This window comes from Dermacoccus sp. SAI-028, from assembly GCF_004346775.1.
GTDB lineage: Bacteria > Actinomycetota > Actinomycetes > Actinomycetales > Dermatophilaceae > Dermacoccus > Dermacoccus nishinomiyaensis.
The window spans coordinates 2,692,865-2,707,189 of sequence record NZ_SMFS01000001.1 but is presented as its reverse complement, the minus strand read 5'-3'; the positions used below and the strand labels follow the sequence as shown (position 1 = coordinate 2,707,189).

The window sequence follows — 14,325 nt, the reverse complement described above, 5'->3', positions numbered from 1 at the left end:
GGAGTCGCCCCGTGAAGCACATCGCGCGCTCGCGCCTGACGCAGGTGGCCGCGCTCGCGGCTGCGTCGATGCTCGCCGTCGGTGGGTGCAGCACGTCGTCTCCCACCTCGTCGGCGTCGTCGGACCCATCGGGCGGCGGCGCTGCGTCCGCCTCGTCGGCCGCGGGAACGGCCGCGACCGGTCCGCTCAGTGCGTTCTACACGCAGCAGCTCGACTGGAAGAGCTGCGACGATGGCGAGTGCGCGAAGCTGCGCGTGCCCATCGACTACGCGAAGCCGAGCGGCCCGAGCATCGAGGTCGCCGTCAACCGCATGAAGGCGACAGGGACGAAGAAAGGCTCACTCGTCGTCAACCCCGGCGGCCCCGGTGGCTCGGGCGTCGACTATGCCGCGGCGGCCGACCAGATCGTCAGCAGGTCGGTGCGCGACAGCTACGACATTGTCGGGTTCGACCCGCGCGGTGTGCAGCGTTCGGCCGCGATCACGTGCGTCGACGACGCGACGCTCGATCAGTTCATGGGTTCCGACCCCTCACCCGACGACAAGAGCGAGCAGAACGCGCTGCTGGCCGGCGACAAGAAGCTCGCCGACGCGTGCAAGAAGAACGCCGGCCCGCTGCTCGGCCACGTCAGCACCGAGGAGGTCGCGAAGGACATGGACGTCCTGCGCGCGGCTCTCGGCGAGCAGAAGTTGAACTTCCTCGGCAAGTCGTACGGCACGATGCTCGGCGCGACGTACGCCGACCTGTTCGCGAAGAACGTCGGGCGCATGGTGCTCGACGGCGTCCTGCCGCCCGATCTGACGATGCAGCAGATCAACGAGGGGCAGGCGACCGGCTTCGAGAAGGCGCTCGACGCCTACCTCGCCGATTGCGTCTCGGGCGGCAAGTGCCCGCTCGGGTCCGACGCCGCGTCCGCGAAGAAGAAGCTGCAGACCTGGCTCGCCGGCCTCGACGCCAAACCCATCAAGGCGAGCGGCGACAAGCGGCTCAGCACCCTGACGGAGGGCTGGGCGATCAACGGAATCGCCGCGTCGCTCTACGACCAGGCGAAGTGGGGTGAGCTGACGCAGGCGCTGCGCAGCGCACTCGGTGGTGACGGCACGCAGCTGCTCAACGCGGGCAAGAGCTACGCCGAGCGCAACGACGACGGCACGTACCAGAGCAACATGATGCAGGTGCTCAACGCCGTGACGTGCCTCGATCGGCCCGCGCCGACCGGCGGCGTGGCCGAGTACGAGAAGGACGCGGAGGCGTTCTCGAAGAAGGCGCCGACGTGGGGCAGGCAGATGGCGTGGGCCGGCGCGGTGTGCGCCGACTGGCCGGTCAAGACCACGGGCAGACCGCACGAGGTGAAGGCGGCCGGGTCGGCGCCGATCGTCGTCCTCGGCACGACCCGTGACCCCGCGACGCCGTACGAGTGGAGCGAACGCCTCGCCGGTGAACTGCAGAACAGCCGTTTCATCAGCTACGACGGTGACGGCCACACCGCCTACGGGCGCGGCTCCCAGTGCGTCGACAATGCCGTCGACCACTACCTCGTCGACGGCTCCGATCCTGCGAAGAAGACCACCTGCTGAATCGGGCTGACGGCGCGTCCTACGCCGGGCGCACCGAGCCGCCGTAGGCGCCCAACCATGGGGAGGCGCCGCGGCTGCTGGGGTTGGTGCCCCCTGGGGCAGCGAGCGGGCGGGATTGGCGCCCCCCGCGCCGCTCGTGTAAAGTTTTGCCTCGCTGCCGGAGATATCCGATCAGCGGTTGCCGCTTTAGCTCAGTCGGCCAGAGCGTCTCACTCGTAATGAGAAGGTCGTCGGTTCGATTCCGACAAGCGGCTCCGAAGAAAGGCCCCCGAAGATTCGGGGGCCTTTCGCGTGCCCGGGCCGGCCGGCGATCCAGCCCGCCCACGAGAAGCACCGGTACAGCGGCGAGCGCCACGTCGGCCGTCGCAGGTCAGTGCTCGAAGTCGTCGTCGCGGAACTCGCCGTCGGGGCGCACGTCGTTGCGGGCGAGGTCGTTCTCACGACCGCGGAGTTCGACGCGGCGGATCTTGCCCGAGATCGTCTTGGGCAGCTCGGCGAACTCGAGTCGGCGCACACGCTGCCAGGGCGCGAGTCGCTCGCGGGCGAAGGCGAAGATGCTCTCGGCAGTCGCCGCATCCGGCGAACTGCCTTCGACGAGAACGAGATACGCCTTCGGGACGGCGAGTCGCACGGCGTCGGGGGCGGGCACGATCGCCGCTTCGGCGACGGCAGGGTGCTCGATGAGCACCGACTCCAGCTCGAACGGGCTGATCTTGTAGTCGCTCGCCTTGAACACGTCGTCGGTGCGCCCGATGTAGCTGATGTACCCCTCGTCGTCGATCGCGGCGACGTCGCCCGTGTGGTAGAAACCGCCCGCCATCGCGTCGGTGTTGCGGGCCTCGTCGCCGAGGTAACCCGTCATGAGTGGCAGGGGGTGGGCGGCGAGGTCGAGGCAGATCTCGCCCTCACCGGCGCCGTCGAGCCGTTCGCCGCTCAGCGGATCGACGATGACGACGGGCACGCCCGGCAGCGGGCGTCCCATCGACCCGGGCTTCACCGCCGAGCCGGGCGTGTTGCCGACGGCGGCCGTCATCTCCGTCTGGCCGTAGCCGTCGCGGATCGTCAGGTCCCACGCCCGTTCGATCTGCGTGATGACCTCCGGATTGAGCGGTTCACCCGCGCCGATCAGTTCGCGCAGCGCGCCGCGCCCACCGGTCAGGTCGGCGTTGATGAGCATGCGCCACACCGTCGGCGGCGCACAGAACGTGGTCACCTCGCGGGCGCGCAGTTGCTGCAGCAGGGCGGCGGGGGAGAAGCGCGTGTAGTTGTAGACGAAGATCGTCGCCTCGGCGATCCACGGCGCGAAGAAGCACGACCATGCGTGCTTCGCCCATCCCGGGCTCGAGATGTTGAGATGGACGTCACCGGGGCGCAGACCGAGCCAGTACATCGTCGACAGGTGACCGATCGGGTAGGAGGCCTGCGTGTGCTCGACGAGCTTGGGGCGACTCGTCGTGCCGGAGGTGAAGTAGTACAGCAGCGGATCGCCCGGCGCGGTGCCCGGGTGCTCGGTGGGCGGGACGTCGCCGACGCGGCGATACGCCCCGTGCAGGTCGGACCACCCGTCCGCCGCGCCGACGCTGAGCCGCGTGTACTCGCCCGGCACGCCCGAGAACTTGTCGACGTCGCCCGCGTTGGCGACGACGTGCCGCACCCCGCCGCGCGCGATGCGGTCGCGCAGATCGGCGGGCCCGACGGCCGTCGTCGTCGGCATGATGATCGCGCCGAGCTTCATGACGGCGAGCATGAGATCCCACAGTTCGATCTGGTTGCCGAGCATGAGGACGACAGGGTCACCGCGCCTCACGCCCTGCTCTGCGAGCCACGTGGCGACGGCGTCGGAGCGGCGCGCCATCTCGTCGTACGTCACTTCGAGCGACGAACTGTCCTCCTCGACGATGACGATGGCTGTGCGGTGGTTGCCGCGCGCGACGGTGTCGAACCAGTCGATCGCCCAGTTGAAGCGGTCGCCGACATCGGGCCACGTGAACGTCGCCACAGCGTCGTCATGGCGTCCGCGCAGCTCGAGGAGTGAGTCGCGCGCGGCGCGGTAGGCCTCGGTGGGGGAGAGGTTGGAGGCGGTGGTCGTCATGGGACGACATTGCCAAATGCGAGCCCGGTTACTGCGTGGTACGTGTGAAGTGGGTCACGTTCACAGCCACCCGTTCTCCTGCGCGATGCGCACGGCATCGGCGCGGGTGCGTCCGCTCGTCTTGCCGATGGCTGACGACAGGTGGTTGCGCACCGTGCCCTCCGACAGGAACACGGCGCGGGCGATATCGGCCACGGTGCCGCCGGCTGCGGCGGCGCGCAGGACGTCGAGTTCGCGTGCCGTCAGCGGTGATTCGCCGAACACGAGACTGTCGGCGGCGAGCTGCGGGTCGACGACACGCAGGCCCGCGTGGACGCGGCGCACGGCGTCGGCGAGTTGCGTCGCCGGGGTGTCCTTGACGACGAACCCCTGCACCCCCGCCTGCATCGCGCGCCGCAGGAAGCCGGGCCGACCGAACGTCGTGACGATGAGGATCTTCACCGCGGGCAGCGCCTGACGCAGCGCGGCGCTCGCCTCGAGGCCGTCCATGCCGGGCATCTCGACGTCCATGAGGACGACGTCCGGCGCGTGCTCGCGGCACGCGTCGAGCACCTCGTCACCCCGCCCGACCTCGGCGACGACCTCGAGGTCGCTCTCCAGATCGAGCAGTGCCGCGAGCGCGCCACGCACCATCGCCTGATCGTCAGCGATGAGAAGTCGGATCGTCATGGTCGGCCTTTCGTCGTCGTTCCCCGCAGGGCGAATCCACCTGCGTAGGCGCGCCTCACTCGACGCCCCGTCGCTCGGCAGCTGCGCCGTCGTCGGTGCCCGAGGCCGGCGCATCACGCGTCAACACGTCCAGCGTGAACCCGTCGTCGCTGCGCGTCTCGACGACGGCACCGACGGCCGCGGCGCGTTCGCGCAGACCCGTGAGCCCGTTACCGTCGCCGGCGTTCGCAGCAGCGCCACGACCGTCGTCGCGCACACTCAGACGCGTCGGGGAGAGAGCGATCGTCACGTGCGAGGCGCCCGCGTGGCGGATGACGTTCGTCGTCGCCTCGCGCACGGCCCAGGCGAACAGTTCACGCAGGTCGGGGGAGACGTCGTCGACGTGGCGGGGCAGGTCGACGGCGATACCGGCGTCGGCGAATGCCCTTCTCGCCCGGGCGAGTTCGCCCGACAGCGACATCTCGCGATACCCCGAGACGGTCGTGCGCACGTCGGCCAATGCCCCGCGCGCCAGCTGCTCGAGCTCCGCGATCTGCGTCTTCGCCTTCTCGGGATCGACGTCGACGAGCTTGCCCGCGAGCTCCGCCTTCATCGTGATGACGGTGAGCGAATGACCGAGGATGTCGTGCAGATCGCGCGCCATCCGGTTGCGCTCGTCCTGCACGCGCAGCAGCGCTGCATCCTCGCGGGCCGCTTCCGCGTCGCGTGTGCGTTCGGCCGAGAACGCGCCGAGCCCGGAGGCCAGCCCCGACGCCACGGCCGCGAACAGCAGGCCCGGCTGCAGCGACGAACCGGTGAGCGCGTGGCTGAGCGACGCCGTCGCCGTGACGACGCTGAGCGCGAGCGCCGCGCCGAGCAGCGGCGTCATCCCGAGCATGAAGATGACGAGCGAATACGGCAACAGTGCGAAGGCGTCCTGGCCGATGAGGGGCGCTGCGCTCAGCATGCAGGCGGCGACGACGAGCGCCGACGTCGCGACGACGGCCTGCGTCGAGCGGGTGCGCGGGGTGCCGCTCCAGAGCCGACGCATCGTCGCCGCGATGACGGGGACATAGACGGCCGCGCCCGCAAGCAGCAGCAGGGCGCCGGCGGTGCGGCGGCCGCCGTCGGCGATGTTCTCCGTGACGGGTTGCACGAGGAAGATCAGCCAGAACACGACCCAGAACCAGGCGAGCATGCCGCGGGTGCGCGCGCGCCGGGCGCCGACGTTGCGGGTGCGGGCCTGCTCTCGAGGCCAGGCCAGGGCGGGTCGTCGCGGGCTCACGTGGCCCAACCTATCCGGGTCGCACGGGCCTGGTGGCGGATCGTGCACGCCGCCGTGCTGGCCGGCAGAGTCTCGATCCGGCACCGGGCGTCGGGGTACGCGTTGCTCACACGCGCGCCGTGTCGCGACGGAAGCTCCAGGCGGCGCCACCGATGAACAGCAGGCCCCACGCGACGAGGTTGAGCGCCCACACGAGGTGGAAGCTGCCGTGACCGCCCGACGTCGTGAGCGACAGCGGCCACTGGGCGAGCTTGCCGATGCCGTACATCGGCGTGAACTGGGCGAAGTGATCGAACGTCGAGCCGTCCTTGATCGGGAAGAAGATGCCGCCGAGCATCGACATGATGGCCATGAGCCCACCGAGCATCTGCATGACGGAATCACTCGGCAGCAGGTATCCGAGCAGCAACCCGAGCGCCGCGAACACGAGCGAACCCGCGACGATGACGGCGCCCGCCTCGAGCCACGACAGCACGTCGGCGTGCGCCTTGCCCGAACCGAGACCGGCCGCGAACGTCACGCTGACGGCGATGAGCGCCATGACGATCGCGGCGATCATCTTTATGACGATGTACGCGACCGGTTGCAGAGGCGTCAGGCGCAACTGCCGGGACCACCCCGCCGCGCGCTCGATCGAGACGCTCGCGCCGGCGCTGGTGGCCGCCATGATCGCGCCGTACAGCGCCATGTTCACCATGAGATAAGCGTTGACGTTCGCGACCACACCGTTGCCGATCACCTGATCGCCCTCGGAGATCGAACTCGCGACGAAGACGAACATCGCGATGGGGAAGATGAGCGTGAAGATCAAGCTGCGCCTGTTGCGCAGCACCCGCCTCAGCTCCAGGCCCATGACGCGGGCGTTGAGGCCGCTGCCTCGCGGCGCTCGACGCTCCGACGGGTCGAGGGGCGCGCCGTCGAGACGCGGGGTGAAGGTGCTCGTCGTGGTGGACATGGCAGACCTGCTTTCGAGAGGGGCGCTCGTCCTCTGCGTGCAAATGCACCCGGGTGCATCTGCACGCAGAGAACAGGGTGCCGACGTGGTCGGGATGGGGAGCGAGAGGTGAAGTGAGGAAGCGCGAGAGAGGGTGAGAACCCGAAGGGGTGAGGGGGAAAGGCCGTCAGCGGGACACGGTGGCGCCCGCTTCGGACGGCGAGGTCAGCTCGACGAAGGCGTCCTCGATGCCGCGCGAGGTGATGTCGAGGCTGTGCGCCGTTGTGCGCGTGAGGAGTTCGCGTGCGACGGCGTCGCTGTCACTCGTGTGGACGACGATCTGGTCGCCGTGGACGTCGACGCCCGAGACGCCCTCGATCGCCTCGACGAGGGCGATGTCCGCGTCGGGCCAGGTCGCGCTCACGCGTCGGCCACCGCCCGCTGCGCGGATGTCGCTGCTCGAGCCGTCGGCGACGATCTCGCCGTCCCGCATGACGACGACGCGGTCGGCCCACGCGTCGGCCTCCTCGAGGTAGTGGGTGGCGAACAGGATCGTTCGGCCGCGCGCGGCGTCGGCATGGATGGCCTCCCAGAAGGCCCGGCGGGCGTTGACGTCCATGCCTGTCGTCGGTTCGTCGAGCACGATGAGCGCGGGGTCGGGCACGAGCGCCATCGCGAACCGCACGCGCTGCTGTTCGCCCCCGGAGCACTTGCCGAGGCGCCGGTCGGCGAGGTCGGTGATGCCGGCGGTGGCGAGGACGTCGTCGACGGGCCGGGCGTCGGGGAACAAGGCGGCGACGTACTCGACGCTCTCGCGCACCGTCAGATCCTTGAGCAGTCCGCCGGTCTGCATGACGGCGGCGACGAGGCCACGCGCGACGGCCGCGTGCGGCGTCATGCCGAAGACGGTGACGTTGCCCGTCGTCGGTTCGCTCAGGCCGAGGATCATGTCGATCGTCGTCGTCTTGCCCGCGCCGTTGGGGCCGAGGAACGCGACGACCTCGCCGGGCGCGATCTCGAGGTCGACCCCACGGACGGCCTCGACGCGCCCGTGCTTGCCGGGGAAGGTCTTCGTCACGCCGGTGAGGGTGATGGCTGCGTTGTTCATGCCTCCAGCCTCGTCGCGGTGGGCGGAGCGGGCCTCGGGCGGACGTCACGACCGCGCCATGACAAGTGTCACGAGTCGACGCTGCGGCGGCGGCCGGCCGTCAGTATCGGCGGTTCAGGGGTCACGCTTCACCGCGAGATCGCGCGTGACAGAGTGAAGGCATGCCCAGTCCGCCGACGAAACCGACGCGTAGCCCTGTGACGAAGGCGGGCGCGGGCACCGCTGTCGGCTGGATGAGTGTCGCCGCCGTCATCACGATCCTCGTGACGCGCGGCTACCTGCTCGCGACGGGTTACCCGCAGGTTGGCGGCGAGATCTTCCACATCGCACACGCCGTGTGGGGCGGGTTGCTGCTCATGATCGCGTTGACGGTCGTGCTGTCCCTGGCCAATCGGTGGGCGACGGCGTTCGCCTCGATCGCGGGTGGCATCGGCATCGGGTTGTTCGTCGACGAGATCGGCAAGTTCATCACGAAGGACAACGACTACTTCTTCCCTCTCGCCGCGCCCCTGTGCTACGCGATTCTCGCGGCGCTCGGGGTGGCCGCGATGCGGGTGGGTTCGCAACGGCCGCCCCACGCTCGCAATCACCTCTACGCCGCGCTCGAACTCATGAAACCGGCGGCTGACGGGCCGCTCACGCGCAGCCAGGTCGAGACGATCGAGGGTCACCTCGACGCCGTCAGGCGCGACGAGCCGACGGGGCAGGAGCGCGCCATCGCCGAGGGGCTGGCGCAGGCTCTCGACGTGGCGCGAAGCCAGGCCGTCCCCGATGACGAGCGTCGCGTCGGGCGGATGATGGAGCGTCTCGACGCGGTCGAGGAGCGGCTGCTGCCGCCGAGCCGTCAGCGCAAGCTGAGCCGTCTCGCGCTGGGCGTGCTCGCTGTCGTCGGTGTCTTCGCCGGTCCGGGCGTGTTCGTCTACTCGCTGTGGCAGGCCTACGGTCCGGACGCCGTCAGCGGCCACAACAGTCTCCTCGGCGACCACCCGGGCAAGGTCGCGTGGACGGCCGCGAGCGTCGCCGCGCTCATCGGCACCGTCGCCGCGTTCTTCGCCTGGCGAGCGGTGAAACGACTCGGTGACGACAGCAGCAGCCTCGCCGACGGCGCCCGCTGGGGCATCGCGGCGCTGTTGCTCATGCTCGGCGGCGTCAATCTGCTCAACGCCTACTTCAACCAGTTCCTCGTCTTCATCAATGCCTGCCTCGAGGCAGGCGTCGTCGGGCTGCTCGCCCGCGTGAAGAGCCGCGCCGACAAAGCCGCGAAGACGTTGGGGCACGACCACTCCTGACGGCGGCCGAACTCCGTGGTCGCGCGCTTGCACGCACGAACAGAGACGGTTGGACGCACTTGCCCGACACGCCCGCGGGCTGACGGTGTCAGCCCCGTGACGGCTCGCGTTCGCCGACCGGCTGGCGCGCGAACCACGCCGCGAGGATGGCGCCCGAGACGTTGTGCCACACCGAGAACACTGCCGACGGCAGCGCGGCCAGCGGCGAGAAGTGCACCTTGGCCAGCGTCGCGGCGAGGCCGGAGTTCTGCATGCCGACCTCGAACGCGAGCGCGCGGCGCGCCTTCACGTCGAGCCCGGCGAACCGGGCCGCGATGTAGCCGAGCAGCAGCCCGAAACCGTTGTGCAGCACGACGGCGAGGAAGACGATGCCGCCGACCTTCGCGAGCTTTCCGGCGCTGCCGGCCACGACGATCGCGACGATCCACGCGATGACGAACGCGCTGATCCACGGCAGCGCGGGCGCGATGGCGCGTACGCCCTTGTCACGGATGATGAGCCTGACGACGACGCCGAGCACGATCGGCACGAGCACCGTCTTGACGATGTCGACCATCATCGACCCCGCATCGACGTGCAGGTACGACCCGGCGAGGAACGCCGTCAGCAGGGGTGTGACGACGGGAGCGACGAGCGTCGAGACCGTCGCGACGGAGACGCCGAGGGCGACGTCTCCCTTCGACAGGAACGTCATGACGTTCGACGCCGTCCCGCTCGGCGCGCAGCCGACGAGAATGAGCCCGACGGCGAGCTCGGGGGAGAGGTTGAGTGCGTGCGCGATGATCCAGCCCGCTCCCGGCATGATGACGTAGTGCGCGGCCAGCCCGATGAGCACGGCCCACGGGCGGCGCAGGACGGCGGCGAAATCGCGCGGCGTCAGCGTCAGCCCCATCGTGAACATGACGACGCCGAGCAGGTACGGCACCCACGACGCGTGTGACGTGAACGTCGACGGGCTGTTGTACCCCCACAACCCGGCGATGACGACGACGATCGGCAGCACCGTCACCGCGATCATGGCGGCGCGACGCTGCGCGGGCGTCTCGACGGCGTCGGCGCCGCTCGTCGAGTGGGTGGTCGCTGAGTCGGTGGTCACCGAGTCGGTGGTCGCGGGAGTGGGGTGCTGCTCGTTCGTCACATTCGTCAGAGTAGAGGCGGGCGCCGACAGCAGTTGGCGATGTTCACGCAGCGGGTCCAGCCGTGCCGACGGTGCGAGGTGGGAGGTGCGCGAAAAGCGTTGCCGCCGGGGCCCGCTCAGAGCATCGTGGCTGCGGCGGGGTCGCTCGCATGCGTAGAAGCGACGCCGGGCAACATCGAGAACCGAACTAAACTGGCGTCACCATGACGTCCCACACCGCCGCGCCCGTTGACACGCCCACCTCGAAACTTGTCGCCCCGCTCGGTGGGCGACGCGCCTGGGCGATCTGGACCGCGGCGGTGAGCGTCTACGTCCTCGCCGTGTTCCACCGCACGTCGCTCGGCGTCGCGGGCATCCTCGCGGCGCAGCGCTTCGGGATCTCGAGCGGACAACTCGCGACGTTCGCGATGGTGCAGTTGCTCGTCTACGCCGTCATGCAGGTGCCCGTCGGCGCGATGCTCGACCAGTTCGGTTCGAAGAAGCTGCTGGCCGCCGGAACGCTGACGATGACGCTCGGGCAGGCGTGGTTCGCGTTCGCGTCGACGTTCGCGCAGGGCATCTGCGCGCGCGTCCTCGTCGGCATGGGCGACGCGATGATCTTCGTGTGCGTCCTGCGCATCGCGGCGTTGTGGTTTCCGGTGCGACGCGCGCCGATGGTCACGCAGATCACCGGGTTCGCCGGCCAGCTCGGCTCACTCCTCGCGGCAGGCCCACTCGCCGTCAGCCTGCACAGCCTGGGGTGGCGCACGACGTACCTCGGCGCGGCGGCGTTCGGCGTCGTCCTCGGCGTCGTCATGTGGTTCGTCGTCATCGACTCGCCGACGCACGACGAGCGCCGCGACTCGATCCGCCTGCGCGCCGTCGGGCAGACACTCGCGCAGGTGTGGCGCGAGCCCGGCACGAAGCTCGGCCTGTGGGCGCACTTCACCGCGCAGTTCTCGATGAATGTGTTCATGCTGCTGTGGGGTTTCCCGTTCCTGACGAAGGGGCAGGGCCTGTCCGAGGGTGCCGCCAGCACGCTGCTCAGCATCATGGTCGTGACGATCATCGTCACGAGCCCACTCATGGGCACGTTCACCGCCCGCTTCCCGCACCGACGCTCCGTCGCCGTGTTCGCCGTCGTTCTCACCGTCATCACGCTGTGGACGATCGTGCTGCTGTGGCCCGGCCGTGCACCGTTGTGGTTGCTCGTGCTCCTGTGCATCGCAATGGCGTTCGGCGGACCAGGCTCGATGGTCGGCTTCGACGTCGCCCGCTCGTTCAACCCCGCCGCACGCATCGGCAGCGCCAACGGCATCGTCAACGTCGGCGGCTACGTCGCGTCCGTGACGTGCATCGTCCTCATCGGCCTCGTGCTCGACCACGTCGCCCCCGGCGGCCCGGCGACGTACGACGTCGAGGCGTTCCGCAAGGCGATGAGTGTGCAGTACCTCGTGTGGGCACTGGGCCTGGCGATGATGTGGCACTACCGCCGCCGCACCCACGACGTCGTCCTCGCCGACGACGACTACGCGCACCTGCGAGCGGGCGTCTCCCGCCGCCGCACCGAGCGCGCCGGGGCGGCCGAACACCGAGGTGCTACCCGCGCGTAAGCCCCTCCGCCGTCGCGAGCCTGTGCCAGGGTGGCGGAATGAACGAGTTGAGCAAGGGAGCCAACGCGCCCCTCGGCGGCACCCGCCTCGCCATCACGGTCGTCGGCACCCAGCCGGGCACGGTCGACCTCATGGTGCTGCAACTGACCGCAGACGGGGTCGTGCGCACCGACGACGACTTCGTCTTCTACAACCAGCCCCGCTCACCCGAGGGCGCGGTGCGTCTCGATGGTGGTGACATCACCGTCGACCTGTCCGCGCTCCCGCCGCAGATCGAACGTCTCGCCGTCGCCGTCGCGATGGATGACGCGGCGCCGGGCTCGCTCGCCTCGTCCCCGCAGCTCGCCGTCACGATCGACGCGCACGGTGAGCAGTACGCCGTCACCGCAACCGGATTCACGAGCGAGCGCGCGGCGGTGCTCGTCGAGATCTACCTGCGAGGCGGCGCCTGGAAGGTGCGCAACGTCTCCGCAGGATGGGACGGCGGGCTGCCCGCGCTCCTGCGCGAGCACGGCGTGAGCGTCGAGAACGACACGCCTCAGACGCCCCTCGCGGCCGCCTCGACAGCTGGACCGCTCCCCGCCACGCCTCCTGTGGCTGCGCCTCCTGTTGCTGCGCCGCCTGCCGCTGCGCCGATGCCGTCGTCGAGCGGCCCGGTCGATCTCGGCAAACGCACGGGGGCGATCAGCCTGACGAAGGGGCAGCGTGTCTCGATCGAGAAGTCGCCCGTCATCACGGCTCGCATCGAGTGGCCGGCCGCCACCGACTACGACGTCTTCGCTCTCGTGCGCTACGCCGACGGCCACGACGAGACGGTCGCGACGTTCGGGACCAAGGAGCAGCCCCATGCCACGCAGCGCTCCTCGGACGGCGCCGTCACGCATCTCGGCGACGTCGGACGAGCACGGACGGCACGCACCGGTGGGGGACTGTTCGGCCGCAAGAAGCAGAGCCCGCCTGCGCCGATGACGAGTGAGACGATCGAGATCCGTCTCAACCCGAAGGTCGTGGCGGTGCTGCCCGTCGTGTACTCGGCGCAATCGAACGGCACGGGGTCGTTTCGCCGCTACCAGGTGTCCATGTCGATCGACAACGGCGCCGGCACGAGTGTCCGCATCGACGCGAGCAACGCGAGCGATCACGACAACATCTACACCTGCGTTCCGGGGATCGTCGTCAACAGCCCCGACGGGGTGATCGTCGACTCGCTCGAGTTGTACTCCGCGCCGACCTCGGAACTGCGCCCCGTCCTCGACGACCACCTCACCGTGCACATGGACGCCGGGGGGCTCAACCTCTACAAGTGAGAGTGGAGCGCTCGCTCAGCTGGGCGACACGTCGAGTCAGCTCGCGGGGGTGGCGTCGCACTTGCTGCCAAGCTGCGTCATCGCAGCCTTGACACGGCCGTAGGCGTCGGCGTTCTTCGTCGGCGTCGCGAGTTCGATGACGTGCCCGGCGAGGTTGACGTGCGTCGGCTGGTAGGTGAGCTGCTGCGTCACCTTGCCGTCGTCACCCTTCGTCAGCTTCACGTCGACGATCATGCCGTCCTGCGTCGACGGTTTGAGGCTCGAATTGACGCTCGGACCCTGGTTGCTCAGGAAGTTGCCCATGCCGTAGACGACGTACTTGCCGTTGATCTTCTCGCACGACTGCGGCACGTGGACATGCGTGCCGAGGATCGTGTCGACGTCGTCGCTCGCGAGCAGTTTCGCTGCGAGTTCGCGTTGCTCGGTGGAGGCCGGGATGCTGTACTCCTTGCCCCAGTGCATGCTGAGGACGACGACGTCCGCGCCCGCAGCCTTCGCCTTCTTCGCGTCGGCCAGGATGCCCTCGGCCTTGACGACGGGGAACTGCCAATACTTGAGCCAGGGCCATTCGGGCGGCACGACGGTGTTCGAGGCGTCCGCGTTTCCGGTCGTGTACGAGTACGCGAGCTGCGCGACCTTGACGCCCTTGACGTCGTACATCACGGCGCTCTGGCCGGTGCTCGGCGTCGGCGTCGGGCCCTGGTTCTTCAGACCCGCGTCGTCGAGCGATTTCTTCGTCTCGCCGACGCCCTGGATGCCGCGGTCGATGACGTGGTTGCCGACGCGGTCACAGCCGTCGAACCCGGCACGCTTCAACGATCCGGCGACCTCGTGCGGGACATTGAAGCTGAGCGTCGCGGGGATGGAAAGGTTCGTGTTCGTCGTCGACAGCGGCGTCTCCATGTGGCAGATCGCGAGATCGAGCGCACTGATCGGCTTGGTGACGTTGGCGAACATCGGGTCGAAGTCGTAGCCCTTCGCGCCCTTCGCCGCCGCATTGTGCGCGGCGTCGTCGCGCACGGGCACGTGGACGAGGATGTCGCCCGAACCACCGATGTCGATGCTCTTGCCGGCCGCGAGGCCCGGCGCGTTCGACGAGCCGGGTTGCGCCGACGACGCGCCCGAGGCGCCCTGAGAACCGCTGGCCCCTGACGCCTTGGACGACCCGGCGCCTGACGACCCGCTGCTCTTCGATCCGTCGTCGTTCGATGAGCATGCCGCCGCGCTCAACGTCATGGCCACCGCGAGCATTGTCGCGGCCTTCCGCATGCCGTGGTTCCTCGCCCCCTGGTTCATGTGCCAACGATAGACGGGGTATTGACCGCCGCAGCAGCAATTGAAGGCGTTCCGGTGAC

11 protein-coding genes and 1 tRNA gene are annotated in these 14,325 nt (G+C 69.4%); 5 read left to right on the top strand and 7 right to left on the bottom strand.

Translation table 11 applies throughout. From position 1 onward, the window contains the following. Positions 1-11 precede the first annotated feature (11 nt). Together EDC82_RS12340 and EDC82_RS12335 are read left to right on the top strand one after the other, a co-directional pair. The gene (locus tag EDC82_RS12340) at positions 12-1,577 is read left to right on the top strand and encodes an alpha/beta hydrolase (RefSeq protein WP_083603862.1); all 1,566 of its coding nucleotides are present in this window, start codon (positions 12-14) and stop codon (positions 1,575-1,577) included. Between the two features lie 180 nt (positions 1,578-1,757). Next, positions 1,758-1,831: transfer RNA gene (locus tag EDC82_RS12335), tRNA-Thr, on the top strand. A gap of 116 nt (positions 1,832-1,947) precedes the next feature. Here the strand turns inward: EDC82_RS12335 and EDC82_RS12330 are convergent. From EDC82_RS12330 to EDC82_RS12310, 5 genes are all read right to left on the bottom strand, one after another. After that, a complete protein-coding gene (locus EDC82_RS12330; RefSeq protein ID WP_131941709.1) occupies positions 1,948-3,669 on the bottom strand; it encodes an AMP-binding protein in 1,722 nt (573 codons plus the stop codon). 60 nt (positions 3,670-3,729) lie between these two features. After that, positions 3,730-4,338 (bottom strand): response regulator transcription factor, encoded by a 609-nt coding sequence (locus tag EDC82_RS12325; protein WP_062256035.1) that lies wholly within the window; start codon positions 4,336-4,338, stop codon positions 3,730-3,732. 55 nt (positions 4,339-4,393) lie between these two features. Further along, on the bottom strand, positions 4,394-5,602 hold the full coding sequence (locus tag EDC82_RS12320) for a sensor histidine kinase (RefSeq protein ID WP_200829302.1): 1,209 nt from the start codon (positions 5,600-5,602) through the stop codon (positions 4,394-4,396). Positions 5,603-5,708: 106 nt separating this feature from the next. After that, a complete protein-coding gene (locus EDC82_RS12315) occupies positions 5,709-6,557 on the bottom strand; it encodes an ABC transporter permease (RefSeq protein WP_131941707.1) in 849 nt (282 codons plus the stop codon). A 166-nt stretch (positions 6,558-6,723) separates the two neighbouring features. Further along, entirely contained in the window at positions 6,724-7,644 is a 921-nt protein-coding gene (locus EDC82_RS12310; protein WP_131941705.1) for an ABC transporter ATP-binding protein, read from the bottom strand. A 161-nt stretch (positions 7,645-7,805) separates the two neighbouring features. Between EDC82_RS12310 and EDC82_RS12305 the strand changes: the two genes are divergently transcribed. After that, positions 7,806-8,933: a hypothetical protein gene (locus tag EDC82_RS12305; RefSeq protein WP_131941703.1), complete on the top strand. Its 1,128-nt coding sequence runs from the start codon at positions 7,806-7,808 to the stop codon at positions 8,931-8,933. A gap of 88 nt (positions 8,934-9,021) precedes the next feature. Here EDC82_RS12305 and EDC82_RS12300 read toward each other — a convergent pair whose 3' ends face one another. Continuing rightward, positions 9,022-9,951, bottom strand: a complete 930-nt coding sequence (locus tag EDC82_RS12300; RefSeq protein WP_235006308.1) for a bile acid:sodium symporter family protein — start codon at positions 9,949-9,951, stop codon at positions 9,022-9,024. Between the two features lie 323 nt (positions 9,952-10,274). Here EDC82_RS12300 and EDC82_RS12295 point away from each other — a divergent pair, with 323 nt between their 5' ends. Both EDC82_RS12295 and EDC82_RS12290 read left to right on the top strand, forming a co-directional pair. Continuing rightward, on the top strand, positions 10,275-11,663 hold the full coding sequence (locus EDC82_RS12295) for a nitrate/nitrite transporter (RefSeq protein ID WP_131941699.1): 1,389 nt from the start codon (positions 10,275-10,277) through the stop codon (positions 11,661-11,663). A 38-nt stretch (positions 11,664-11,701) separates the two neighbouring features. Further along, a complete protein-coding gene (locus EDC82_RS12290; RefSeq protein ID WP_131941697.1) occupies positions 11,702-12,970 on the top strand; it encodes a TerD family protein in 1,269 nt (422 codons plus the stop codon). 36 nt (positions 12,971-13,006) lie between these two features. Here the strand turns inward: EDC82_RS12290 and EDC82_RS12285 are convergent, their stop codons facing one another. Beyond that, positions 13,007-14,206, bottom strand: coding sequence for a CapA family protein (locus EDC82_RS12285; RefSeq protein WP_235006306.1), 1,200 nt, complete (start codon positions 14,204-14,206; stop codon positions 13,007-13,009). Between the last annotated feature and the right edge of the window lie 119 nt (positions 14,207-14,325).